This is a genomic window from Kitasatospora sp. NPDC088264, assembly GCF_040685715.1.
Classification (GTDB): Bacteria; Actinomycetota; Actinomycetes; order Streptomycetales; family Streptomycetaceae; genus Kitasatospora.
On the sequence record NZ_JBFBIR010000047.1, the window covers coordinates 1 to 22,396 of the forward strand.

Below are 22,396 nucleotides of genomic sequence, written 5' to 3' on the forward strand. Positions count from 1 at the left end.
TGGCCGCGCAGCGCGAACAGCGCGGCCCCGCTGATCATCCGCGAGTGGACGAAGGAGACGTGCACGGCGATCGGCTCGTGCCGCCCGACCGGGGCCGGCCTTCCGGTCGCGCATCACCAGCGTGGCCACGACCGCCGCCGCCAGCACCCCGATCGCGCTGATCGTGAAGGTCGTCGACATCGCCGAGGTGAAGGCCTCCCGGACGGTCCGGACGAGCCCGGCGTCCCCGTTGGCCAGCGCCAGCGCCCCGCCGACGGAGTGCTTCGCCTCCTCCGGCATCCCGGCGGGCATCTCGGCGGCGAAGCCGCTCGACAGTAGCGAGCCCAGGATCGCGATGCCGAGCGCGGTGCCGGCCTGCTGGATGGTGTCGTTCAGCGCCGAGCCGACGCCCGCCTGCTCCGGCGGGATGGTGCCCATCAGCGCCCCCACCGCCGCCGGCATCGCCAGGCCCGCGCCGAGGCCGAGCAGCCCGAGGGCGACCGCCGGGACGGTGAAGCCGGTGCCGGCGGTGACGGTGGTCAGCAGGGCGAAGGAGGCGGCCATGACGAGCATCCCGGTGAGGATGAGCAGGCGGTTGCCGATCGTGGCGGCGAACTTGGCGCCGACCCCGTTGCCGACCAGGGCGGCGATGGCCAGCGGAACGAACGCGAGGCCCGCCTTGACCGGCGAGTAGCCGAGCACGAACTGCAGGTACTGGGTGAGCACGAGCAGCAGGCCGCCATTGCCGATCTGCACCAGGGTCAGCGACAGCGAGCCCCCGCTGAAGTTGCGGTGCTTGAAGAGCGCCAGCGGGACCATGGGCGCGGAGGTGACGTTCTCCCACACCACGAACCCGCCGAGCGCGAGCACCGCGACGGCCAGGGTGACCAGGGACTGGCCGCCGAAGGCGCCGTGCTGCGGGATCTCGATGATCCACCAGACCAGGGCGGTCATGCCGGCCGCGGACAGCACCGCGCCGAGCGGGTCGGGCTTCTGCCACGGCCCCTTGGACTCCGGCATCAGGAGCAGGCCCGCCAGGATCGCCAGGGCGACGACCGGAACGTTGATGAAGAAGATCGAGTGCCAGGAGAAGTGGTCGATCAGCACGCCGCCGAGGACCGGGCTGCCGACCAGCCCCAGCATCGCCACGGAGCTCCAGGCGGCCATCGCCTTGTTGCGCTCGTCCTCGTCGAAGACGGTGATGAGGATCGACAGCGTCGAGGGCATGATCAGCGATCCGCCGACGCCCATGGCGACCCGTGCCGCGATCACCTCGCCGGGGTTGGTGCAGAAAGTGGCCGCGAGGGAGGCCGCCCCGAAGAGCAGCAGTCCGATGATCATGATCTTCCGGCGGCCGAAGCGGTCCCCGAGGCTGCCGGCGGTGAGCAGCAGCCCGGCGAAGACCAGGACATAGGAGTCGAGGATCCACTGGGTGTCCTGGGCGCCGGCGTCGAGGTCCGCCGTCATCGAGGGCACGGCGACCGTGAGCGCCATGCTGTCGACCACCAGGACGAGCGAGCTCAGGCACAGCACGATCAGGATCCACCAGCGGTGCGGGTTGCGGCCCTCGGTCGCGTTGAGCGCTGTCATCAGCCACCCCTCCATTCTGCGCACACCGTTCCCCCGATGCGCACGTCGATCCTTCGTTGCGCACACTGTACGCACTGCGGAACAGTGTGCGCAACACCCGACTCCTGTACGCTCGATGCGAACGGTGTACGCAGCGAAGCAGGAGCAGAGGGAAGGGGAGCCGCCATGGCCGCCGAAACGAACCCGATCCCGTCCGTGTGGGCCCGTCGGCAGCGCGAGCCCGACCAGCCCGCACTCAGCCGGGCCGCGATCGTCCGCGAGGCGATCACCATGCTGGACGCCGAGGGCATCGAGGCCCTGAGCATGCGCAAGCTGGCCACCCGGCTGAACGCGGGCGCCACCTCCCTGTACCGGCACGTGGCGACCAAGGACGAGCTGATGGAGCTCGCGGTGGACGAGGTCTTCGGCGAGATCACCCTCCCGCCCGCCGACAGCCCCGACTGGCGCGCCGCCGCCACCGAGGCCGCCGGCGCCTTCCGGGCGACGGCCCTGCGCCACCCCTGGCTGTCGTCCGTCCTCGGCCAGGCCGGCCTCGCCTACCTCGGCCCCAACCTGATGTCCTACGGCGAGCGGCTGACCGCCTTCTTCACCTCGGCCGGCTTCCCCGAGCCGGTCCGGGCGATCGACGCGGTCATCTCCTACGTCGTCGGCATGAGCACCACGGAGGCGGCCTGGCTCACCACCGTCGCCCGGGCCGGCGAGAGCGAGGCCGCGTTCATCGCCCGGCTGATGCCCGCCGCCCGGGAGGCCACCGCGGGCTTCGCCCACCTCACCGACGCCTACTCGACCGTCTCCGCGGACCCGGACCCGGCCGCCACGCGCGACGCCAAGTTCGCCTACGGCCTCGACGTGGTCCTGGACGGCCTGGCCCTCCGCCTGCCCCGCTGACTCTCCGGTCGGACGACCCCCGGCCACTCCGCTCAGCGCGCAGCCGCCGTCCGCCCACCACGCCGGGCCGACCGGACCAAGCCGTCCAACTCCCCCGCAAAGGGACAGCGGTCGCGTCCCACGTGCGGGCGCCCCTTCCCCGCCTGGCGAAATACCGGCGGTCGCGGGGTGGGGAGCGGGCACAATGGCCTAGTGATGGTGGGCCGTCCGGTGTCGGGGGGCCAGGGAATGGAGGCCCGGGTGAGCGATCTTCCGCGCAAGGCAGTGACCCGCACGGCACGGCTCGCCGCCCTGCCGCTGGGGATAGCCGGACGCGCCACGCTCGGTCTGGGCAAGCGCATCGGCGGCCGCTCCGCCGAGGTGGTGACGGCCGAGCTCCAGCAGGCCACCGCCGACCAGCTGTTCAAGGTCCTGGGTGAACTCAAGGGCGGAGCCATGAAGTTCGGGCAGGTGCTGTCCGTCTTCGAGGCCGCGCTGCCCGAGGAGGTCGCCGGGCCGTACCGGGCCGCGCTCACCAAGCTGCAGGACGCCGCTCCCCCGATGCCCGCCGCCAAGGTGCACACCGCGCTCGCCCAGCGGCTCGGGGACGGCTGGCGCGAGCTGTTCCGGGAGTTCGACGACCGGCCGGCCGCGGCCGCCTCGATCGGGCAGGTGCACCGGGCCGTCTGGCACGACGGGCGCCGGGTCGCGGTCAAGGTGCAGTACCCGGGCGCGGGTGACGCGCTGCTCGCCGACCTGACGCAACTGAGCCGGGTGGCCTGGCTGTTGGGCCCGCTGATCCCGGGGCTGGACATCAAGCCGCTGATCGCCGAGCTGCGCGAACGGGTGTCGGAGGAGCTGGACTACGAGCTGGAGGCGCAGGCCCAGCGCCGGCACGCCGAGGAGTTCGCCGGCGACCCGGACATCGTGGTGCCCGGCGTGGTGGCGCAGGCCGACCAGGTGCTCGTCTCCGAGTGGATGGACGGCACCCCGCTGGCCGAGGTGATCACGGACGGCACCCAGGAGGAGCGCGACCGTGCCGGGCAGTTGCTGGCCCGGTTCCTGTTCGCGGGCCCGTCCCGGACCGGCCTGCTGCACGCGGACCCGCACCCGGGCAACTTCCGGCTGCTGAAGGACGACGGCCCGGCGTCGGGCTGGCGGCTGGGGGTGCTGGACTTCGGCACGGTGGACCGGCTGCCGGGCGGGCTGCCCGCGCCGATCGGGGCGTCGCTGCGGATGGCCCTGGACGGCGACGCGGCGGGCGTGCTGAAGATGCTGCGCGAGGAGGGCTTCGTCAAGCCCTCGATCGAGCTGGACCCGGACGCGGTGCTGGACTACCTGCGGCCGATCATCGAGCCGGCCGCCGTGGACAGCTTCCACTTCACCCGGGCCTGGATGCGCGCGCAGGCGGCCCGGATCGCCGATCCGCGCTCGCCCGCCTACAACCTGGGCAAGCAGCTGAACCTGCCACCCGCGTACCTGCTGATCCACCGGGTGACGCTGAGCACCATCGGGGTGCTCTGCCAGCTGGGCGCCCAGGCGCCGTTCCGGGCGGAGATGCTGGCGTGGCTGCCCCAGTTCGCCGGTCGGGAGCCGGCGAAGCCGGCCAACCCAGCGGGGACGGCGAAGCCCGCCGGTCGCAAGCCGGCAGGCGGCAGGCCCGCCAGCCGCACCCGCAAGAGCTGACCGGAACGCCGCCCCCGACGACCGCAGGCCGCTCCCCGTGACGGGGGGCGGCCTGCGGCACGACGGGGGTGGAACGCGGGGAGGCCCCGCACGCGACGACAGCCGCGACTACATCAGGGCGACGGCGATCGCCTTGCGGGCCCGCAGCGAGGCGCGCTCGGCCCGCTGCTTGAGCCGGCGGGCCCGGGCGACCCGGGTGACGAGGCGTTGGTGCTCGGCCTCGTGCAGGCGCTCTTGCATATGGGCCCGGGCCAGGGATTCGTGGAGGAGTTGCATTTCGAGGGTCCTGTTCTGGATCTGAAGTTCGGTGGTCTGCTCAGCGCGGACGGTCGGATCGATGGCGGCGGCGGTCATGTGGTGGTCCTGCTCGTGGTGCGTGCTCGGGAAGGGGGCTGGCCGGGATGCGTCGGCCTTGGCGGCGGCGATCCGGACGGAACGGCGGAGGGAGCTGTCCAGCAGGGGCTGCTCTCCCCGGCGGACGGCCCTGGCGCCGTGGGCGGGGTTCACGCCATGACCTCGGTCTTGCGCGGACGGCCACGCGGCCGCTTGCGGGCCACGACGACGCCCTGGACGAAGAGCTCGCCACCCCAGACGCCCCACGGCTCGCGCCGCTCCAGCGCACCGGTCAGACAGGCGTCCTTGACCGGGCAGGTGCCGCAGAGGGACTTCGCGTACTCGACGTCGGCGGGCGTCTCGGCGAAGAAGACCTCGGGGTCGAAGGCGCGGCAGGGGATGGGGAGCCCGAGCGCCTCGGCCTGCTCGATGGAGCTGATCTGCATGGAAGGAACCTCCGGGGGGTCGGCCTGGTCGGCCTTGGTGATCTGGCTTGTCGGCGGTACGGACGGGATGGGCGGCGTGATGACCGTGGACACTGTGGCGTCTTCCTCGTCTTCTCAGTGGTTCCGGCCCAGATGGCTGGTGGGTCTGGGCCGGAGGCCCCGGGGGGCCTGGGTGATCTTGCGTACCGGACAAAACAGAAGGGCCGCGGATCCCGGTGTGACGGGTTCCGCGGCCCTGGAGGTGCCGACCTGAGGCTTACTCAGGTTCGTTCTCTCCAGGGTTCAGGCCCGCGGAAGGCCCGCATCCGGATGGCCGTGGCGCCCGCAAAGGCGGCCATGGCCTGGTTAATCTGCTGCTCGTTCTGCTTCTGGGTGCTTCCGGCACCGACGACCTGCGCATAGTCGCCGTGCATGGCGGCTGCTACGACTGCCTTCGGTGCCTGGGTCGGTCGCTCATCACGCAGGGAGCGCGACGTACCGAACGACGCCCAGTCGCCGGACAGACCGGCCTCGACGGAGGTGCCTTCGACGTTCCTGCCGCCCGCGGCGCAGACATCAGTGTGTCCAAGGCCACTGACAGCGGGGACGACGGAGACACCGGTGGTGTCGAGACCCAGACCGGTTCCACCGAGCTCGGCGAGCGCCCGCAGACGGGCGGCACGCAGGGAGGCAGCAACAACGGTCTGGCCAGTCATTTTGGTGATCATGATGTTTCCCACTGTCATCGCCTCCTCTCGGCGTCTCGCGGAGCCAGGTCGCCCCGGTTCCGAATGTTCGGATGTCTGTCTCGGTGAAGCTGTTGGGTGCAGGGGATTCGGCACAGGTGTCACCCCGTGCGATCTCGTCCCCTTGACCGCTCCGGCAGGCTATTGCGCTCCCGGTATGCCGCGCAAACTATTTTTCACGGCGGGTTCGGATGTCCCCCGAGCGGCCCCCGGGAGACTCCCCTGGACCGCGCCCGGACCGGCTCACGCCGGATCGACCGGCTCGCCGTCCTCGACGCCGTCCGGATCCTCCTCGGGCTCCTCCCCCGCACACAACGAGAGCACGGCCGCCCCGTACTTGTCCAGCTTCATCGCGCCGACCCCGGAGATCACGGCCAGCTCCTGGCGGCTGGCCGGCACGTCCTCGGCGATGGCCATCAGCGTGGCGTCGGTGAACACCACGTAGGCCGGCGCCCCCTGCTTCTTGGCCTGGCGGGCCCGCCACTCGCGCAGCCGCTCGTACAGCGCCTCGTCCATGGTGGACGGGCAGCTCTCGCAGCGGCGCAGCTTGCGCTCGACCGCCTCGGTGAGCACCTTCTCGCAGACCCGGCACTTGACCGGGCCGCGGACCCGCCGTCCGGCGGAGCGCTCGCCGGGCTCCACGCCCCCGCGCCCGCCCCGCCCGCCGGTGCGTGCGCCGGGGGCGCTGGAACCGGGGCGCAGCCCGTCCAGGAAGCGGCTGGGCTTGCGGCTGGCCCGGCCGCCCGGGGAGCGGCTGAGCGCCCAGGAGAGGGAGAGGTGCTTGCGGGCCCGGGTGACGCCGACGTAGAGGAGTCGGCGCTCCTCCTCGATCTGCTCGTCGGTCTTGGCGTAGATGATCGGCAGGGTGCCCTCGGTGAGGCCGACGAGGAAGACGGCGTCCCATTCGAGGCCCTTGGCGGCGTGCAGCGAAGCGAGGGTGACGCCTTCGACGGCGGGGGCGTGCTGGGCGGCGGCGCGGGCGTCGAGTTCGGCGACGTAGGCGGCGAGGTCGGCGCTGTGGCCGGCGGCGGTGCGGGTGCGCTCGAACTCCTCGGCGAGCCGGACGAGGGCGGCGAGGGACTCCCAGCGGTCGCGCACGGCGCCGGAGCCGGCGGGCGGTTCGGCGGTGAAGCCGCGGGCGGCGAGGACGGCGCGGACCTGGCCGGCCAGGTCGGGGGCGTCGGCGGTGAGCGGGTCGGCGCCGGCCCGGGCGGCGCCGCGCAGCAGGACGCCGGCGTCGCGGACCTCGGGGCGTTCGAAGAACCGCTCGGCGCCCTTGAGCTGGTAGGGGACGCCGAGGTCGGCGAGGGCCTGCTCGTAGACCTCGGACTGGCCGTTGGTGCGGAACAGGACGGCGACCTCGCTGGCGCGCACGCCGGTGGCGAGCAGGTCCTTGATCCGGCGGGCGGTGGTCTCGGCCTCGGTGGGTTCGTCCTCGTACTCGGTGTAGACGGGTTCGGGGCCGGCCTCGCGCTGGGAGACGAGTTCGAGGCGGTGGCGGGCGGCCTCGCCGCGGGCCTGGCTGAGCAGTCCGTTGGCGAGGTGGACCACCTGCGGGGTGGAGCGGTAGTCGCGGACCAGCTTGACGACCGTGGCCTCGGGGTGGCGGGTGCGGAAGTTGAGCAGGTAGTCGGGGGTGGCGCCGGTGAAGGAGTAGATGGTCTGGCTGGCGTCGCCGACGACGCAGAGGCTGGCCCCGCCGCCGGGGCCGGTCCACTGGTCGAGCAGCCGCTGCTGGAGCGGGGAGACGTCCTGGTACTCGTCGACGGTGAAGTGCCGGTACTGGGAGCGGACCTGGTCCGCGATGTCGGGGCGGTCCTCCAGGATGGCGGCGGTGAGCAGCAGGACGTCCTCGAAGTCGATGACGCCGCGGCGGCTCTTGGTCTCCTCGTAGACGCGGTAGACCTGGGCGGTCTCGGCCGGGTCGCGGGGGGCGTCGCGGCCGGACTTCTGGACGGCGGCGGGGTAGTCGTCGGGGCCGAGCTGGGTGACCTTGGCCCACTCGATCTCGGCGGTGAGGTCGCGCAGTTCGGTGCGCTGGACGCGCAGGCCGCAGCGGCCGGCGGATTCGGCGACGAGCTGGACCTTGCGTTCGAGCAGCTGGGGCACGGGGCCGCCGACGGCGCGCGGCCAGAAGTACTGGAGCTGGCGCAGGGCGGCGGCGTGGAAGGTGCGGGCCTGGACGCCGTCGGCGCCGAGTTGGCGCAGCCGGCCGCGCATCTCGCCGGCGGCGCGGGCGGTGAAGGTGACGGCGAGGACCTGCTGGGGCTGGTACACGCCGCTGCGCACGCCGTAGGCGATCCGGTGGGTGATGGCGCGGGTCTTGCCGGTGCCGGCGCCGGCGAGGACGCAGACGGGCCCGTGCAGGGCGGTGGCGACGGCGCGCTGTTCGGGGTCGAGCCCGGCGAGCACGGCGTCGGGGCCCGTGGCGGCGGTGGGGTCGGCCCAGAGGGAGCCGTGGGGGCCGTCGGACGGGCTGCCGCTCAAGAGGTCTTCCTGCATGCTTTCCATCCTCTCAGCCCGCTGGGACAACGGGGGCGGGGTTGTCCACAGGCACGGTGTGATCGCAGGATGATCGCTGCGCACCGGGGCGCGCGGGGCCGTTCGGGCGCCGTCGTGGTGCGACGGAGCGTGGCCGTGCGGAATGACCGTCGCGCGGTGGGCGTTCCTGCCCTGAGACCGTACGCCCTCTTCCTGAAGGAGCCTCCTCGATGTCCGGCAGCGTGACGATGTACAGCACGACCTGGTGCGGGTACTGCAACCGACTCAAGAGCCAGCTGGACCGGGAGGGGATCGGCTACACGGAGGTCAACATCGAGGAGGACCCGGCGTCGGCGTCGTTCGTCGAGTCGGTCAACGGCGGCAACCAGACCGTGCCGACGGTGCTGGTGACGCCGAACGCCGGCGGCGAGCGGGTCGTGATGACCAACCCGAGCCTGCTCCAGGTGAAGAAGGCCCTCGGGGTCTGAGTGGTCCGAACGGCCTGAGCGGTCCGCGCGACCCGAGCGGCCCGCATGGTCCGTGCTGCCCGAGCGGGCTTGAACGGCCCGGCCGGGCCGGCCCGGGGTCCGGGCCGGCGCGCGTCACTGCGCGTCGGCCCTGGCGGGGTCGACGGGTGCGGCGGGCGCGGGCAGGGTGGCGCGCGCGCCGAGGTCGCCGATGCCGTAGACGAGCCGGCTGCGGTCGGCCGAGTAGCGGGTCTCGATGACCCGGACGGGCCCGCGCCGGTCGTAGGTGACGCGGGTCTGAACCATCAGCGGCACGCCGGGGCCGCCCTGGAACCACTGGGCCTCCTCGGGGCCGGGCATCCGGGCGACCAGGTGGTCGACGGCGCCGATCTCGGTGCGGCCGAGTTCGTCGAGGACGGCCTCGTCGCCGCCCTCGACCGGGTCGGGTTCCATCAGCGGGGTGCCGGCGGCGAGTCCGGCCCGGTAGTGGCTCTCCTCGATGGAGTACGGCTCGCGGTCGAGCAGGCGCAGTTGGCGGCGGACCACGATGGCCTCGCCGGGGCGCAGTCCGAGCCGTTCGGCGATGTCGACCCGGGCCCGGACGATCATCATCTCGAAGTCGGTGGTGAGTTCGCGGCCGGCCTCGGCGGCCTCGCCGAGGTAGACGGCGGAGGGCACGGCCAGGCAGTCCCGGGGGGCGGGGGCCAGGGTGGGGCCGTAGGCGCGGTGGTCCAGGACGGGATGTTCCCGCAGGTAGGTGCCCTTGCCCTGGAGGCGGACCAGGCGGCCTTCGTTGACCAGGACGTCGACGGCGAGCCGGACGGTGTTGCGGGCGACTCCGTACTGGCGTTCCAGTTCGCTCTCGACCGGGAGTGCGGCGTCGGCGGTGAACTCGCCCTCGGCGATCCGGCGGCGCAGGTCGGCGGCGAGACGCTGGTATTTGGGGGATTGGGCGGTGCCCCGGGGGATTGTCACCCGAGTGAATGTAGCGAGCGCGATGGCGGGGTTTCAGCCGTTTCCGGCAATGTCGTCCGCGCGGGTTGACGACGGCTTCGGGACGGCGGGCGGTGGTAGCAGAACTGGCCCGTCCGGCCACGAACATCCGATCGTGGCGGATTCGGAAAGGAAGGGAAAAGAAAAACGGGGGCGCGCGGGATAACCCGCACGCCCCCCATTCGTCGGGGATTACCAGCGCGCCGCCGACGGCAGCGGTCCGCCGTACCAGAGCTCGACCAGGTGGCGCGCGATCGAGATCCCGGAGGGCGGCAGGATCTCCCCCGCCTCCATCCCGGCCCGCAGCTCCTCGCGGGAGAACCAGCGCGCCTCGGCCAGTTCCTCGCCGTCCACGGTGATCGCCGTGCCGCCCGGCAGCGCCCGGCCCGTGAAGCCGAGCATCAGGCTCGACGGGAAGGGCCAGGGCTGGCTGGCGACGTAGCGCACCTCGCCGACCTGCACGCCGGCCTCCTCGTGCACCTCGCGCACCACCGCCTGCTCGATCGACTCCCCCGGCTCGACGAAGCCGGCCAGGGTGGACCAGCGGCCCTCCGGCCACAGCGCCTGGCGGCCGAGCAGGCAGCGGTCCTGCTCGTCGGTGATCACCATGATCACCGCCGGGTCGGTGCGCGGGTAGTGCTCGGCCGCACAGGAGGTGCAGCGCCGCACGTGCCCGGCGCCGGCCTTCTCGGTCGGGTGCCCGCAGCGCGAGCAGAAGCTGTGCAGCCGGTGCCAGTGCTCCAGCGCCACGGCGTGCACCAGCAGTCCGGCGTCCCGGTCCGACAGCAGCGCGCCGACCTCGCGCAGTCCGGCCGGGCGGGCGTCGCCGTCCAGCCGCCCGGGCAGGCTCTCACCGGCCAGCGCGAAGTACGAGACGCCGTCCTCGTCGGTGCCGAGGAAGTACCGGTCCCCGGTCTGCGGCGCCTCGAAGGAGGGCATCAGCACGAGTTCGGTGCCCTGCGCGGTGTCGACGACGAACGCCTCGCCGCCGGCGATCGGCAGCACCCGGGTGGCCGGGTGGCTCCAGGCGGCGGCCAGCCAGGGCTCGTCGAGCCGGTGCTCGGCCGCCCGGTCCACCCCGGCCCGGGCCAGTGCCAGGTTCAGTGGGCGTTCGGTCTCAGGCACGGTGCTCACTTCGTTCCATCCCCACGTGATGAATCATCCGGATGAGTGATCTGACTGCCATGGTGTGCCCGCGCGGGGTCACGCGCCGGGCCGGAAGTTCTCGGCCAGGTCCCCCCACAGGTACGCGGCCGTCTCCACGCCCTTGGCCAGCAGGTCCAGTTCGACCTTCTCGTTGACCGAGTGCCAGCCGTCCGAGGGCACCGAGATGCCGAGGAACAGCACCGGCGCGCCGAGCACGTCCTGGAGGTCGGCGGCCGGGCCGGAGCCGCCCTCGCGGGTGAAGAGGATCTTCTGCCCGAAGGCCCGGCCCATGGCGCGGACGGTGGACTGCAGCGCCGGGTGGTCCAGCGGGGTCAGGCAGGGCCGGGTCGCGCCCGGGAAGGTCAGCTCGTGGCGGACGCCCTCGGGCACCCGCGCGGCCACCCACTCCCGGACGGCCTCGCGCACCTTCTCCACCTCCTGCCCGGCGACCAGCCGGAAGGACAGCTTGAGGTGCGCCGAGGACGGCACGATGGTCTTGCCGCCGGGGCCGGTGTAGCCGCCCCAGAGGCCGTTGACCTCGGCGGTCGGGCGGGCCCAGACCCGCTCCAGGGTGGAGTAGCCGGCCTCGCCCCGGGTGCCGTACGACTTGGCGACCCTGAGCCACTGCGCCTCGTCGAAGGGCAGTTCGGCGAACAGCTCGCGCTCGCGGTCGGTCAGCTCGATCACGCCGTCGTAGAAGCCCGGGATGTCCACCCGGCGGTCGGCGTCGTGCAGGCCGGCCGCCAGCTCGGCGGCGACCTGCGCCGGGTTGGGGACGGCGCCGCCGAAGGAGCCGGAGTGGATGTCGGTGTCCGGGCCGTACAGGTCGATCTGGGCGTCGGCCAGGCCCCGCATGCCGGTGCAGACGGTCGGCGTGGTCTCGGACCACATGCCGGTGTCCGAGATGACCACCACGTCGGCGGCCAGCCGCCCGGCCTCGCGCCGGACCAGGTCGGCGAAGTGCGGCGAGCCGGACTCCTCCTCGCCCTCGATCAGCAGCTTGAGGTTGACGGCCGGCGCGGTGCGGCCGGTCGCGGCCAGGTGGGCGCGCACGCCCAGGGTGTGGAAGAACACCTGGCCCTTGTCGTCGGCCGCGCCGCGGGCGAACAGCCGTCCGCCGACCACGGTCGGGGTGAACGGCTCCGTGTCCCAGCCGTCCTCCTTGGCAGCGGGCTGCACGTCGTGGTGCCCGTAGACCAGGACGGTCGGCGCGGACGAGTCCCCGGAGGGCCACTCGGCGAACACCGCCGGCAGGCCGTCGGTCTCCCACACCTCGGCCACCGGGAAGCCGGAGTCGCGCAGCTTGGCGGCCAGCCACTCGGCGGAGCGCCGCACGTCGCCGGCGCGGGCCGGGTCGGCGGAGACCGAGGGAATGGCCAGCCACTCGGAGAGGTCGGCGAGGAAGCCGGCCTGGTGCTGGTCGATGAAGGAGCGGACGACGCTGTCCGGAGTTCTCGTCATACGGACGACTTTAGTTCGCCCGTGCGGGTGCCCGCCCCGGCCGTCCGGCTGCCGGGCGCCGTCGGGGCTGTAACCTCCGTCACCCCCGCCCGCGCCCCCGGAGTGGAGGGGGCGCGGACGGGGGTGACGGGAGGGTGCGCGAACCTCAGCCGGAGCGGCGCAGCAGGGAGATCCGCGAGCGGGTGAGCAGCGCGGCCAGGCCCGCCGCGAGCACCGGCAGCGCCACCACGGTGACCGCGATGGTGAGCCACGGGAGGACCACGACCGAGTTGTTGGCGATCGTCTCGGCGCTCATCCCGGGGACGGAGGTCGCCACGCCCTGGACCTTGCGCAGGGCCACCGCCGGCACGATCCCGCAGACGGTGCCGAGGAGGGTGCCCATGGCGGCGATCACCCCGCACTGGAAGCCGGAGAGCGTGCGCCGGATCCGGGGCTCGGCGCCGACCGCCGCGAGGGTGGTCAGGTCGCGCTGGGAGTCGGCGGCGGCGAGTCCGGTGGCGATGCCGGCCGCGCCGAGGGCGACGATGCCGGCGAAGATCGACAGGCCGAGGCCGATCAGGTCGGACCTGGACTGGTAGCCGCGCTCGATCGAGAGGACGTCCTGGTCGGTGAGCTTGGCCAGCGCCCCGTTGGCCTTCTGCTGGGCGCCGTCGGAGGGCGAGCTGTCGGGCAGCCAGACCGAGCCGGCCGGGGAGGTGGTGAGGCCGAGCCGGGTGGCGGTGTCGGGGCTGATCACGGCCTGGCCGCTGGCCGGCACCACCGCGGACGCGAGGACGGCGTCGACGGAGATCTCGGTGTGGCCGCGCTTCCGGGGGGACGGCCCGTCGGTCTCCTCCATCGGATCGTTCAACCCGACCGCGACCTTGCCGTCCTTGAGGTACTTCGCGTCGAAGACCACGGCCTTGCCGGCGGCGAGGGCCTGCCCGGCGGCCGGGTCGGTGACGCCGTAGAGGTTGCGCAGCAGGGTGGCGTCGCCCGCGGAGAGGTTGCTGAAGTGGTTGCCGCGGTGGCCGATGCCCTGGCAGCGCGGGTCGGTGCCGAGGATGCGTTCCGTCTCGTCGGTGCTGCGCTCGGTGTCGTCGAGGGCGGGGCAGCGCAGTTCCTTGGGCAGTTCGACCTGGATGTAGCCGCAGCCGCTGCCGCCGTCGGCGCAGTCGCCCTTGTAGTCGACGCGCTGGATGTCGGCGCGCGATCCGAGGGCGGGGATGTTGCGTTCCACCGCGTCGCGCATCTGCGGCAGCAGCTTGCCCTCGGAGGCGGGCAGCCATCCGCTGCCGAGCATGACGGCGCCGGAGGGGGCGGCGGCGGTGTACTCGCGGCGGTTCCCCTCGTCGTAGCTGGCGAGGTAGACGCTGACCGCGACGGTGCCGGCGACGGCGGCCATCACGGCGGCGACGGCGGGCGCGGTGCGGCCGCGGTGGCGCACCGAGTCGCGCAGGGCGAGCCGGGGGCCGAGCGAGAGCCAGCGGCCGAGCCGGCCGAACAGGCCGACCAGGTAGGGCGTCAGGGCGACCATGCCGAGTTCGGCGACGGCCGAGCCACCGAGGACGGACAGGCTGCGGTTGGCGAAGCCGCTGGTGGCGCCGAGCAGGGCGAGCGCGGAGCCGCCGCCGAGCATCAGCAGGCCGAGCAGGGCGAGCTTGCGGCTCGGGGGCTTGAGCGAGTCGCGGCCGGTGAGCGCGGCGACGACGTCCTGGCGGGAGGCCTGGACGGCGGGCACGACGGCGGCGAGCAGGCCGGTGACCAGGCCGACCAGGAGCACGCCGAGCAGGTCGAGCGGCTGGAGGTTGAAGTGGCCGAAGCGCTGGCCGGCGTACTCCTCGGCCCGGGTGCGCAGCAGGGCGACCAGGCCGATGCCGAGTCCGAGGCCGACGACGGCGCCGGTGATGCCGAGGACGATGCCGCCGCCGAGGACGACGGCGCGGATGTTGGCGCGCTCACCGCCGCCGGCGGCGAGCAGTCCGAGCTGCCGCCGGGAGCGCCTGGCCCCGACGGCGAAGGCGGGGCCCGCGAGGAGGACGATCTCCAGCAGGGCCATGCCGACGACGGTGGCGAGGATGACGACGGAGGTGCGGTCGAGGTACCCGGGGGTGGGGCCGCCGTGCTTGTCGGCCTCGACGTAGTAGGGGACGTCGGCGCGGGCCGGCGGGTCGAGCAGGACGGCGCGGGAGGCGAGGGTGAAGCCGTAGCCGCCCAGTTCGGTGACCTTGGGCCAGTCCAGGCTGCCGGCGGGGAGCTTGACGAGCCAGCGGGTGGGCGCGTCGGTGCCGGCGTTGCGGCTGCGGTCGGCGCCGGGGAGCTTGGCGATCTTGCCGATCAGGGTGTCGGGCCGGGCGATGATCTCGGTGGCCGTCAGTTCACCGGGGTACTCGACGACGCCGGTGATGGTGAAGGGGGTGTCCTCCAGGCCGCGGACGGCGGTCTGGTCGCCGATCTTGAGGCCGGAGCGGGTGAGGAAGTCCCGGGTGACGGCGGCTTCGCCGTCGGTGGCGGGGGCGCGGCCCTTGACCAGGTCGACCCGGCCCTTCCAGACCGGGTCGGTGAGGTCCAGCTCGGTGGTCCGGGTGCTGAGCAGGCCCTGGGAGCTGCCGGCGGCGGTGTAGGGGCCCTGCCGCTCGGGCACGAGGACGGTGCCGGGCGGGAGCAGCTGCTTCGCCAGTTCGACGGGTTCGGTGTCGAGGCTGCGCTGCTGGGCGGGGGTGTACTGGGGGGCGGCGCCGTTCTTCGCCTCGTCCTTGGCGCTCCTGGTGGACATTCCCTTGTCGGGGTCGGGCGCCTGGAGGACGATGGCGCCGCGTTCGAGCATCTGCAGTTCGCCGTCGGCCTGGCCCATGACGCGCACGACGTGTTCGGCGGGTTCGAGGTCGGCGCTGCGGAAGACCACGTCGGCGCCGGTGACGCCGAGGACGGGCAGTGCGACCATGGCGACCACCAGGGCGCTGCGGCCCTTGGCGCGCAGGGCGTCGCGGCGGGCGATGCGCAGGGCGACCCGCCAGGCGCTGAGCTTCACTCGTCCACCTTCATGCTGTTGGTGGCGGCGCTGACGAGCAGGCTGGCGGCGTCCTGGCTGACGCTCTCGTCGACCATGCGGCCGTCGCGCAGGAAGACCACGCGGTCGGCCCAGGCGGCGTGCCGGGCCTCGTGCGTGACCATCATGGCGGCGGCGCCGGCGTCGCAGCGGGCGCGCAGGACGGCGAGGACGGCCTCGCCGGTGGTGGAGTCGAGGGCGCCGGTGGGCTCGTCGGCGAGGACGAGGCGGCGGTCGCCGATGAGGGCGCGGGCGATGGCGACGCGCTGCTGCTGGCCGCCGGACATGTCGTCGGGGAAGCGGTCGGCGAGCTCGGGGATGCCGAGCTCCTCCAGGGCGGCGAGCGCCTCGCGGCGGGCGGCGCGGGCGGAGAGGCCGTCGAGTTCGCGCGGCAGCGAGATGTTCTCGCCGGCGGTGAGGGCCGGTATCAGGTTGTAGTCCTGGAAGACGTAGCCGATGGAGCGGCGGCGGACCTGGGCGAGCCGCTTGCGGTTGAGCCCGCCGAGGGCGACGCCCTCGACGAGGACCTGGCCGGTGGTCGGGGTGTCCAGTCCGCCGGCGAGGGTGAGGAGCGTCGACTTGCCGGAGCCGGACGGGCCCATGACGGCGACGAACTCGCCGGGGTGGACCTTGAGGTCGATGCCGCGCAGGGCTTGGACCTCCGCGGCGCCTTGGCCGTGGACTCGGGTGACGTTCTCCAGGTGCAGTACCGGCGTCTGCCGGGCCGGGTCGGTGTGGGACATGGTTCCCCCCTTGTGCTGGTGGTGGGCTCGGCGTCGGGTCCGGGCCGGTGGTTCGGGCGGGCCGTCGCGGTCAGGTGCGCGAGCGGCGGCCGTCGCGGGGGCAGGTGCGCGAGCGACGGCGGGCGGGGTCAGGTGCGCGAGCGGCGGCGGGCGGGCCGGGCGGCCGTGGCGCCGCCGTCGCGGGCGGCTTCGGCGGCGCGGGCCTGTTCGGTCTCCGCGTGCTGGTGGAGCCGGGTCTCGCAGTGGTCGAGCCAGCGGATCTCGGCCTCGGTCTGGAAGATCAGCTGGTCGAGGACGAGCAGCCAGGCCAGGTCGTTGCTCGCGGAGGGCGCGATGCCGGGCCGTGACTCCCCCGCCAGCGCGCGGCCCTTGAGCCGGGTGTAGTCCTGGAGCGCCTTGATGCTGTGGCGGCGCTGGCCCTGGACGACGGCGGAGACGTCCACCCCGGGGACGGTGACGGCCATGGCGAGCTTGATGGCCAGTTCGTCGCGCGGGGGGTTGGTCCGGGGCACCGGGGTGTCGAACCAGGCCCGCAGCTCGGTGCGTCCCTCTTCGGTGACGGCGTAGAACTGGTGGCCCTCGTCGTCCTCTCCGGCGGGCTCGACCAGGCCGTCCCGCTCCAGTCGGGACAGCGTCGTGTAGACCTGCCCGACGTTGAGCGGCCAGGTGGCGCCGGTGCGCGCCTCGAACTCGGTGCGCAGTTGGTAGCCGTAGCGCGGGCCCTGGTCGAGCAGGGCGAGCAGGCCGTGTCGGATGGACATACTCAGTATGTATACCCGGTATGCCCCACGGGCTCAAGCCGCGCCCCCTCCCCCGGCGAGCGGGTACCGTCGTGCGGTGTGAGCCAGTTGCGCATCGCCACCTTCAACCTGCTGCACGGTCAGCCGCTCGCCCCGGACGGCGCCCCGCGGCCCTACCCCGCCGACGCCGGCGGGCCGCTGGCGGAGGCGGTGGCCGCGCTGGACGCCGACGTACTGGCCCTCCAGGAGGTGGACCGCCACCAGTCCCGCTCGGGCGGCACCGACCAGGCCGCGGTGGCCGCCAAGGCCATGGGGGCCGCCGACTGGCGGTTCGCCGCCGCCCTGCACGGGCGCCCGGCGCCGGTCGCGGGCTGGGTGCCGGAGCCCTCCGTGCCCGGCGGCCTGCGGGTGTACGGGCCCGGCGACGTCGGCGACGGCGCCCCGCCCTCGTACGGCACCGCGCTGCTGACCCGGCTGCCGGTGCGGCACTGGCGGGCCCGCCGGTTCGCCCCGGCCCCGTTCGGACTGCCACTGCGGGTGGCCGGCCGGCGCGGGCTCACCCCGGTGCCGGACGAGCCGCGGGCGGCGCTGGCGGCCGTGCTGGAGGGCGACCACGGCCCGTTCACCGTGGTGGCGGCGCACCTGTCCTTCGTCCCCGGGTGGAACATGGCGCAGCTGGCCGGCATCCGGCGGTGGATCGCGGACCTGCCGCAGCCGTACCTGGTGCTGGGCGACTTCAACCTGGTCGGCGCGGTGCCGCGCACCGTCCTCGGCGGGGCGACCGCACTGGAGCGCACCGCTCCCCGGGCACGGGTCCGGGAGCTGCGGGCGGCCCGGCGGGCCCGGCCGGCCCTGGCCGAGCCGCGCCGGCGCCGGGTGCGCGAGCCCCGCCCCCGTCTGCAGGGCTGGTACGACCTGGCCCGCACCCCGACGTACCCCTCGCACCGCCCGGCGGTGCAGTTCGACCACGTGCTGGCGGTCGGCGTGCCGCGCGCCGCGGTCGGCCCGGCGGCGGCGCCGCGCGCGGCGGTGTCGGACCACCGGCCGCTGCTGGTGGAGGTCTCGCTCTAGTACGGGCCCAGCACGGGACTAGTGCCGGGTCAGGACGCCGTGCTGGTGCGGTAGTTGGGTGCCGGCGGCGGGGGCCGGCGCGTACTGGAGGAGCAGCATGGCCGCGTCGTCGCCGAGTTGGCGGCCGACGTGGCGCACCACGTCCTCGTGCAGGCGCTGCAGGACGTCCGCCGGGCGGCCGTCGGCGCAGCGCGGGAGGCGCTCGGCGAGCGGGTAGAAGGCGCCGGAGCGGTCGCGGGCCTCGATCACCCCGTCGGTGAACAGCAGGACCCGGTCGCCGGGCCGCAGTGCCACCCGGTGCACCGGCGGCCGGACGTCGGCCGGGTCCAGGACGCCCAGCGGCGGGACGGTCTCGGCGAGTTCGAGCGGCCGGACATCCCCGCCGCGCAGCAGCAGCGGCGAGGGGTGGCCGCAGTTGACCAGTTCCGCGGTGCCGTCCGCCCCGACGCCGATCAGCACCAGGGTGACGAACTCCTCCTCCACGCCCGGGTGGTCGTTCTCGTGCAGGGCCCGGTCGAGGCTGACGGCCAGCCAGCCGGCGACCCGGTCCAGTGCGGGCTCCTGGTGCGCGGCCTCGCGGAAGGCGCCGAGGACGGCGGCGGCGGTCTCGACCGCGCCGAGGCCCTTGCCGCGGACGTCGCCGACCACGGCCCGCACCCCGTGCCGGGTGTTGACCACCTCGTACAGGTCGCCGCCGATCCTGGCGTGCGCGGCGGCGGCCTCGTAGTGGACGGCCGCCTGGACGGTGCCGACCCGCTCGGGGACGGGCCTCAGCAGCACCCGGCGGGCGATCGAGGCGACGAGCTGGGCGTCGGCCAGCGCCCGCTCCTGGCGCAGCCGCAGGGTGGCGCTGACCCAGCCGATCAGCGCGACCAGCAGGATCGCGAAGACGCTGGCGGCGTGCACGGACTGGTCGAGCGCGTCGCTGCGGAAGGCCATCAGGAAGGCCACCGCCTCGGTGAAGAGGCCGATGGCGAGCGGGTACCAGGTTCGGTGGCTGACCACGGCGGCCAGCGCGGGGACGGCGGTGAGGGCCGGTTCGACCGTCACCTCGGTGTTGCTGACGAAGTCGAGGGCGACGATCAGCGCCATGCCGATGAAGGGCAGCGCGAGCGCCGTCCTCGGCCAGGTGCCGGTCGTGCCCGGAGCGGGTCCCGGGGTCGGCCCGGTGAACCGCTCTCTGATCCATCCGGTCGCGCTCAACGTCGTTACTCCAGCAGAAGACGCCGATGCCCTGGGGCACCTGCGGTGATGACTGAGGGTTAGGGAATGCGGGCCTCGCTGGCGGCCGGAGCACGGGGGTTGACCGGTTACCGACCCCACAATAGGCACGAAACGTGCATGACGCACAGGTTTCGGGCGCTGCCGTGATGACTTGAATGCTCTGCGTGACTCATTCTTCACTGTTCCCGATCAGGAGCCGTTCCAACTCTTTTCGGTCGGGAAGTCCTGCCGGACGGACGATCCGCCCGCTGCGGACGTACAGGAAGGAAGCCGTGACCTGCTCCGGCGGAACGCCCGCCTGCTCGGCCCAGGCGATCCGGTAGACCGCGAGCTGCAACGGGTCGGCAGTCTCCTCGCGGTGGGTCTTCCAGTCCACCACTTCGTAGCGTGACGCGCCACCGGCTACTGACGTCACGTCACCGTCCCGGTAGACCGCGTCGATCCGGCCGCGCACCACCCGCCCCCCGAGCACCAGCTGGAACGGCGCCTCCACCCGGTGCGGCCGGCGCTGGGCGTACGGGGTGCGCAGGAACGCCTCCTTGAGCTGCTCCAGGTCCTGCTCGTCCTCGATGCCGTCGTCGTCCGCGCCGGGCAGCGCGCCCGGCTCGATCAGCAGCAGCGGTTCGATCCGGGACTGCACCCAGGCGTGGAAGCGGGTGCCCCGCCGGGCGGCCGGCTGCGGCGGGCGCGGCATCGGCCTGGCCAGGTCGCGCGCGAAGCCGTCCGGGTCGGCAGCCAGGCGCAGCAGTTGGGTGGCGGACAGCGCGGCGGGCAGCGGCACGTCGCGGGCGGTGCGCCGGGAGCGCTCCAACTCGCCCAGCAGCGCGGTGAGGTCGCGGTCCCAGGAGGCCGCCTGGCGCTGGTCCTCGGCGGCCATCGGCTCGGGCTCGGGGGCGGGCGCGCCGGCCAGCCGGGCGTGCACCACCTCGGCGACCCGGCGGCGGGCCAGCTGGGCGGCCGGGTCCAGCGGCAGCGGCCAGGGGTGCTCGACGGGGGCGGCCAGCGCCGGGTTCTCGGCGCCCTTCTCCGGCTGCTCGGCCCAGTGCTCGACCTCCCCGGCGCCGGGCCGCTCGCAGTGCTCGCGCAGCTGCTCCAGGAAGGCGGACGGGCCGCGGACGGTCTTCTGGTTGGGCCCCCACCAGTGCCCGGAGGCCAGCAGCAGCGTGCGCGGGCGGGTGAACGCGACGTAGCCCAGGCGCAGTTCCTCGGTGCCGGAGTGCTCGGCCAGCTGCCGTTTGAACGCGGTCATGGCCTTGCCGTCCCACCCGCCGCGCACGTCGGGCAGGGTGTCCGCGTCGCCGCGCAGGGCGTGCGGGAGCACCCGCTTGCTGCTGGTCCAGCGCTCGCGCGAGGTGGTGGACGGGAACGAGCCCTTGACCAGGCCGGGGACGGCGACGACGTCCCACTCCAGGCCCTTGGACTTGTGTGCGGTGAGCACCTTCACGGTGTCCTCGCCGCCGGGCAGGCTGCTGTCCAGGCCGCGCTCGTACTCCTGGGCGGCGCGCAGGAAGCCGAGGAAGGCGGCCAGGCCGGGGTCGCCGTCGAGGTCGGCGAAGGAGGCGGCGACGTCCAGGAAGGCGTGCAGGGTCTCGCGCCGCCGGGCGGCCAGCGCCTGCGGGGAGGCGGCGAGTTCGACCTCCAGACCGGTGACGGCCAGCACCCGGTGCAGCACGTCCATCAGCGGGTCGGCGAGCGAGCGGCGCAGGTCGCGCAGCTCCTGGCCGAGGCGGGCCAGGCGGACCCTGGCCTCGGCGGAGAAGGGCAGTTCGTCGGGCTGCTCCGCGTCGAGGAAGGTCTCCACCGCGTCGGCGAGCGAGACCACCTCGGTGGGGTCGGCCTCGGCGACGGCCGCCGTCAGCGCCTCCACGCCCTCGGGTCGGTCGGTGCGCACCAGGTCGGCGGCCCGGCGACCGAGCAGGGCGAGGTCGCGCGGGCCGATCCGCCAGCGCGGGCCGATCAGCAGGCGCACCAGCGCGGCGTTGGCGGTCGGGTCCTGGAGCACCTCGCAGACCGCCACCAGGTCGGCCACCTCGGGCAGTTGCAGCAGCCCGCCCAGGCCCACCACCTCGACCGGCACCTCGCGGGCGACCAGGGCCGCGTGGATGTCCGGGAAGGCCGCGCCGCCGCGGCACAGCACGGCGATCCGGCCGGGCGCGGTGCCGGTGCGCACCAGGTGGGCGATCGAGTCGGCGAGCCAGTCGACCTCCTCGGCGTGGGTGGGCAGCAGCGCCGCCCGCGCGTAGCCGTCCTGCTCGGCGCCGGGGGCCGGGCGCAGCGCCTCGACGCCCTCGTGCATGGCCCGCAGCGGCGCGGCGAGTTCGTTGGCGAAGGCGAGCAGCCGCCCGCCGCTGCGGCGGTTCTCGCTGAGCGCGTAGCGGGCGGCGGGGCGGCCGTCGGCCTTCGGGAAGTGCCGGGGGAACTCGTCGAGGTTGGCGACGGAGGCGCCGCGCCAGCCGTAGATCGCCTGGCAGGGGTCGCCGACGGCGGTGACGGGGTGGCCGCTGACGGGGTGGGCACCGCCCGGTCCCCCTGGGCCGGCGCCGAACAGGCCGGCCAGCATCAGCCGCTGGGCGACCGAGGTGTCCTGGTACTCGTCGAGCAGCACGACCCGGAACTGGCCGCGGAGCAGCGCGCCGACCTCGGGCCGCTGCTGGGCGAGCCGGGCGGCGGCGGCTATCTGGTCGCCGAAGTCCATCAGCCCGGCGGCGTGCTTGCGGCGCCGGTAGTCCTCGACCAGGCGCAGCAGCTCCAGCCGGGCCCGGGCGGTGGCGGGGACGGCCCGCAGGTCGTCGTTGGTGAGCTTGACGGTGGCGAGGGTGTCCAGCAGGTCCTCGTCGTGGGCGCGCAGGGTGTCCGGCTCGACCAGGTGCTCGGCGAGTTCGCCGTCCAGGGCGATCAGGTCGGCGACCAGGTTGGCGAAGGTGCCGGTGAGCGCGGGGAACGGGCCGCGGGCGGTGCGCAGCACCTTGGCGGCGAGCTGGAAGCGGGTGGCGTCGGCGAGCAGCCGCACGTCGGGTTCGATGCCGATCCGCAGGCCGTGCTCCTTGAGCAGCCGGCCGGCGAAGGCGTGGTAGGTGGAGATCTCCGGTTCGCCGAGCGGCTCCGCGCCGTCCTCCCCGGTGACACCGGCCCGCAGCAGGGCGGTGCGCACGCGTTCGGCGAGTTCGCCGGCGGCCTTGTTGGTGAAGGTGAGGCCGAGCACCTCCTCGGGCCGGACGGCGCCGGAGCCGACCAGCCAGACCACCCGGGCGGCCATCACCGTGGTCTTGCCGGACCCGGCGCCGGCCACGATCACGGCCGGTTCCAGGGGGGCGCCGATGGCCGCCATCTGCTCCCGGTTGAACGGGATGCCCAGCAGCTCCTTGAGCTGGTCGGGATGGCTGAGCACGGCGGTCACCCCGCAACGTTAACCGGAG

At 74.0% G+C, this 22,396-nt stretch carries 17 protein-coding genes; 4 read left to right on the forward strand and 13 right to left on the reverse strand.

The genetic code is table 11. From position 1 onward, the window contains the following. On the reverse strand, window positions 1–1,569 hold a 1,569-nt coding region (locus AB0O82_RS28120), incomplete at its 3' end, for an MFS transporter (RefSeq protein WP_363586722.1). Window positions 1,570–1,734: 165 nt separating this feature from the next. On the opposite strand from AB0O82_RS28120, the gene AB0O82_RS28125 reads away from it, so the two are divergent. Together AB0O82_RS28125 and AB0O82_RS28130 are read left to right on the forward strand one after the other, a co-directional pair. After that, complete coding sequence (locus AB0O82_RS28125) at window positions 1,735–2,457, forward strand: TetR/AcrR family transcriptional regulator (protein ID WP_363586723.1); 723 nt, start codon at window positions 1,735–1,737, stop codon at window positions 2,455–2,457. A gap of 240 nt (window positions 2,458–2,697) precedes the next feature. Continuing rightward, the gene (locus tag AB0O82_RS28130) at window positions 2,698–4,122 is read left to right on the forward strand and encodes an AarF/ABC1/UbiB kinase family protein (RefSeq protein WP_363586724.1); all 1,425 of its coding nucleotides are present in this window, start codon (window positions 2,698–2,700) and stop codon (window positions 4,120–4,122) included. Window positions 4,123–4,230: 108 nt separating this feature from the next. Here AB0O82_RS28130 and AB0O82_RS28135 read toward each other — a convergent pair whose 3' ends face one another. From AB0O82_RS28135 to AB0O82_RS28150, 4 genes are all read right to left on the reverse strand, one after another. Further along, window positions 4,231–4,629: a hypothetical protein gene (locus tag AB0O82_RS28135; protein ID WP_350879868.1), complete on the reverse strand. Its 399-nt coding sequence runs from the start codon at window positions 4,627–4,629 to the stop codon at window positions 4,231–4,233. After that, window positions 4,626–4,943, reverse strand: a complete 318-nt coding sequence (locus AB0O82_RS28140) for a WhiB family transcriptional regulator (RefSeq protein ID WP_280676621.1) — start codon at window positions 4,941–4,943, stop codon at window positions 4,626–4,628. Before AB0O82_RS28140 ends, AB0O82_RS28135 begins: the two co-directional genes overlap by 4 nt. A gap of 218 nt (window positions 4,944–5,161) precedes the next feature. Beyond that, window positions 5,162–5,620, reverse strand: a complete 459-nt coding sequence (locus AB0O82_RS28145; protein ID WP_363586725.1) for a hypothetical protein — start codon at window positions 5,618–5,620, stop codon at window positions 5,162–5,164. 249 nt (window positions 5,621–5,869) lie between these two features. After that, window positions 5,870–8,038, reverse strand: a complete 2,169-nt coding sequence (locus tag AB0O82_RS28150) for an ATP-dependent DNA helicase UvrD2 (RefSeq protein ID WP_363586762.1) — start codon at window positions 8,036–8,038, stop codon at window positions 5,870–5,872. A gap of 299 nt (window positions 8,039–8,337) precedes the next feature. Here AB0O82_RS28150 and AB0O82_RS28155 point away from each other — a divergent pair, with 299 nt between their 5' ends. Continuing rightward, complete coding sequence (locus tag AB0O82_RS28155; RefSeq protein ID WP_363586726.1) at window positions 8,338–8,595, forward strand: mycoredoxin; 258 nt, start codon at window positions 8,338–8,340, stop codon at window positions 8,593–8,595. Between the two features lie 114 nt (window positions 8,596–8,709). Here the strand turns inward: AB0O82_RS28155 and AB0O82_RS28160 are convergent, their stop codons facing one another. From AB0O82_RS28160 to AB0O82_RS28185, 6 genes are all read right to left on the reverse strand, one after another. Next, on the reverse strand, window positions 8,710–9,549 hold the full coding sequence (locus AB0O82_RS28160; RefSeq protein WP_363586727.1) for a GntR family transcriptional regulator: 840 nt from the start codon (window positions 9,547–9,549) through the stop codon (window positions 8,710–8,712). Between the two features lie 210 nt (window positions 9,550–9,759). Continuing rightward, complete coding sequence (gene nudC / locus AB0O82_RS28165; protein WP_363586728.1) at window positions 9,760–10,701, reverse strand: NAD(+) diphosphatase; 942 nt, start codon at window positions 10,699–10,701, stop codon at window positions 9,760–9,762. Window positions 10,702–10,770: 69 nt separating this feature from the next. Further along, on the reverse strand, window positions 10,771–12,174 hold the full coding sequence (locus tag AB0O82_RS28170) for a dipeptidase (RefSeq protein WP_363586729.1): 1,404 nt from the start codon (window positions 12,172–12,174) through the stop codon (window positions 10,771–10,773). Window positions 12,175–12,319: 145 nt separating this feature from the next. Then, window positions 12,320–15,184 (reverse strand): ABC transporter permease, encoded by a 2,865-nt coding sequence (locus tag AB0O82_RS28175; RefSeq protein ID WP_363586730.1) that lies wholly within the window; start codon window positions 15,182–15,184, stop codon window positions 12,320–12,322. Beyond that, a complete protein-coding gene (locus tag AB0O82_RS28180; RefSeq protein WP_363586731.1) occupies window positions 15,181–15,945 on the reverse strand; it encodes an ABC transporter ATP-binding protein in 765 nt (254 codons plus the stop codon). Before AB0O82_RS28180 ends, AB0O82_RS28175 begins: the two co-directional genes overlap by 4 nt. A 128-nt stretch (window positions 15,946–16,073) precedes the next feature. After that, window positions 16,074–16,706: a PadR family transcriptional regulator gene (locus tag AB0O82_RS28185; RefSeq protein WP_063347909.1), complete on the reverse strand. Its 633-nt coding sequence runs from the start codon at window positions 16,704–16,706 to the stop codon at window positions 16,074–16,076. A gap of 78 nt (window positions 16,707–16,784) precedes the next feature. On the opposite strand from AB0O82_RS28185, the gene AB0O82_RS28190 reads away from it, so the two are divergent. Continuing rightward, the gene (locus AB0O82_RS28190; protein WP_363372609.1) at window positions 16,785–17,756 is read left to right on the forward strand and encodes an endonuclease/exonuclease/phosphatase family protein; all 972 of its coding nucleotides are present in this window, start codon (window positions 16,785–16,787) and stop codon (window positions 17,754–17,756) included. An 18-nt stretch (window positions 17,757–17,774) separates the two neighbouring features. Here AB0O82_RS28190 and AB0O82_RS28195 read toward each other — a convergent pair whose 3' ends face one another. Continuing rightward, the gene (locus AB0O82_RS28195; protein WP_363586732.1) at window positions 17,775–18,959 is read right to left on the reverse strand and encodes a PP2C family protein-serine/threonine phosphatase; all 1,185 of its coding nucleotides are present in this window, start codon (window positions 18,957–18,959) and stop codon (window positions 17,775–17,777) included. Window positions 18,960–19,149: 190 nt separating this feature from the next. After that, complete coding sequence (locus AB0O82_RS28200; RefSeq protein WP_363586733.1) at window positions 19,150–22,377, reverse strand: ATP-dependent DNA helicase; 3,228 nt, start codon at window positions 22,375–22,377, stop codon at window positions 19,150–19,152. Window positions 22,378–22,396 lie beyond the last annotated feature (19 nt).

What these genes read in the sequence shown, in the direction of transcription:
- AB0O82_RS28125 (WP_363586723.1), top strand. Translation starts at nt 1,735, where the DNA reads ATGGCCGCCGAAACGAACCCGATCCCGTCCGTGTGGGCCCGTCGGCAG.
- AB0O82_RS28155 (WP_363586726.1), top strand. Translation starts at nt 8,338, where the DNA reads ATGTCCGGCAGCGTGACGATGTACAGCACGACCTGGTGCGGGTACTGC.
- AB0O82_RS28170 (WP_363586729.1), bottom strand. Translation starts at nt 12,174, where the DNA reads ATGACGAGAACTCCGGACAGCGTCGTCCGCTCCTTCATCGACCAGCAC.
- AB0O82_RS28180 (WP_363586731.1), bottom strand. Translation starts at nt 15,945, where the DNA reads ATGTCCCACACCGACCCGGCCCGGCAGACGCCGGTACTGCACCTGGAG.
- AB0O82_RS28185 (WP_063347909.1), bottom strand. Translation starts at nt 16,706, where the DNA reads ATGTCCATCCGACACGGCCTGCTCGCCCTGCTCGACCAGGGCCCGCGC.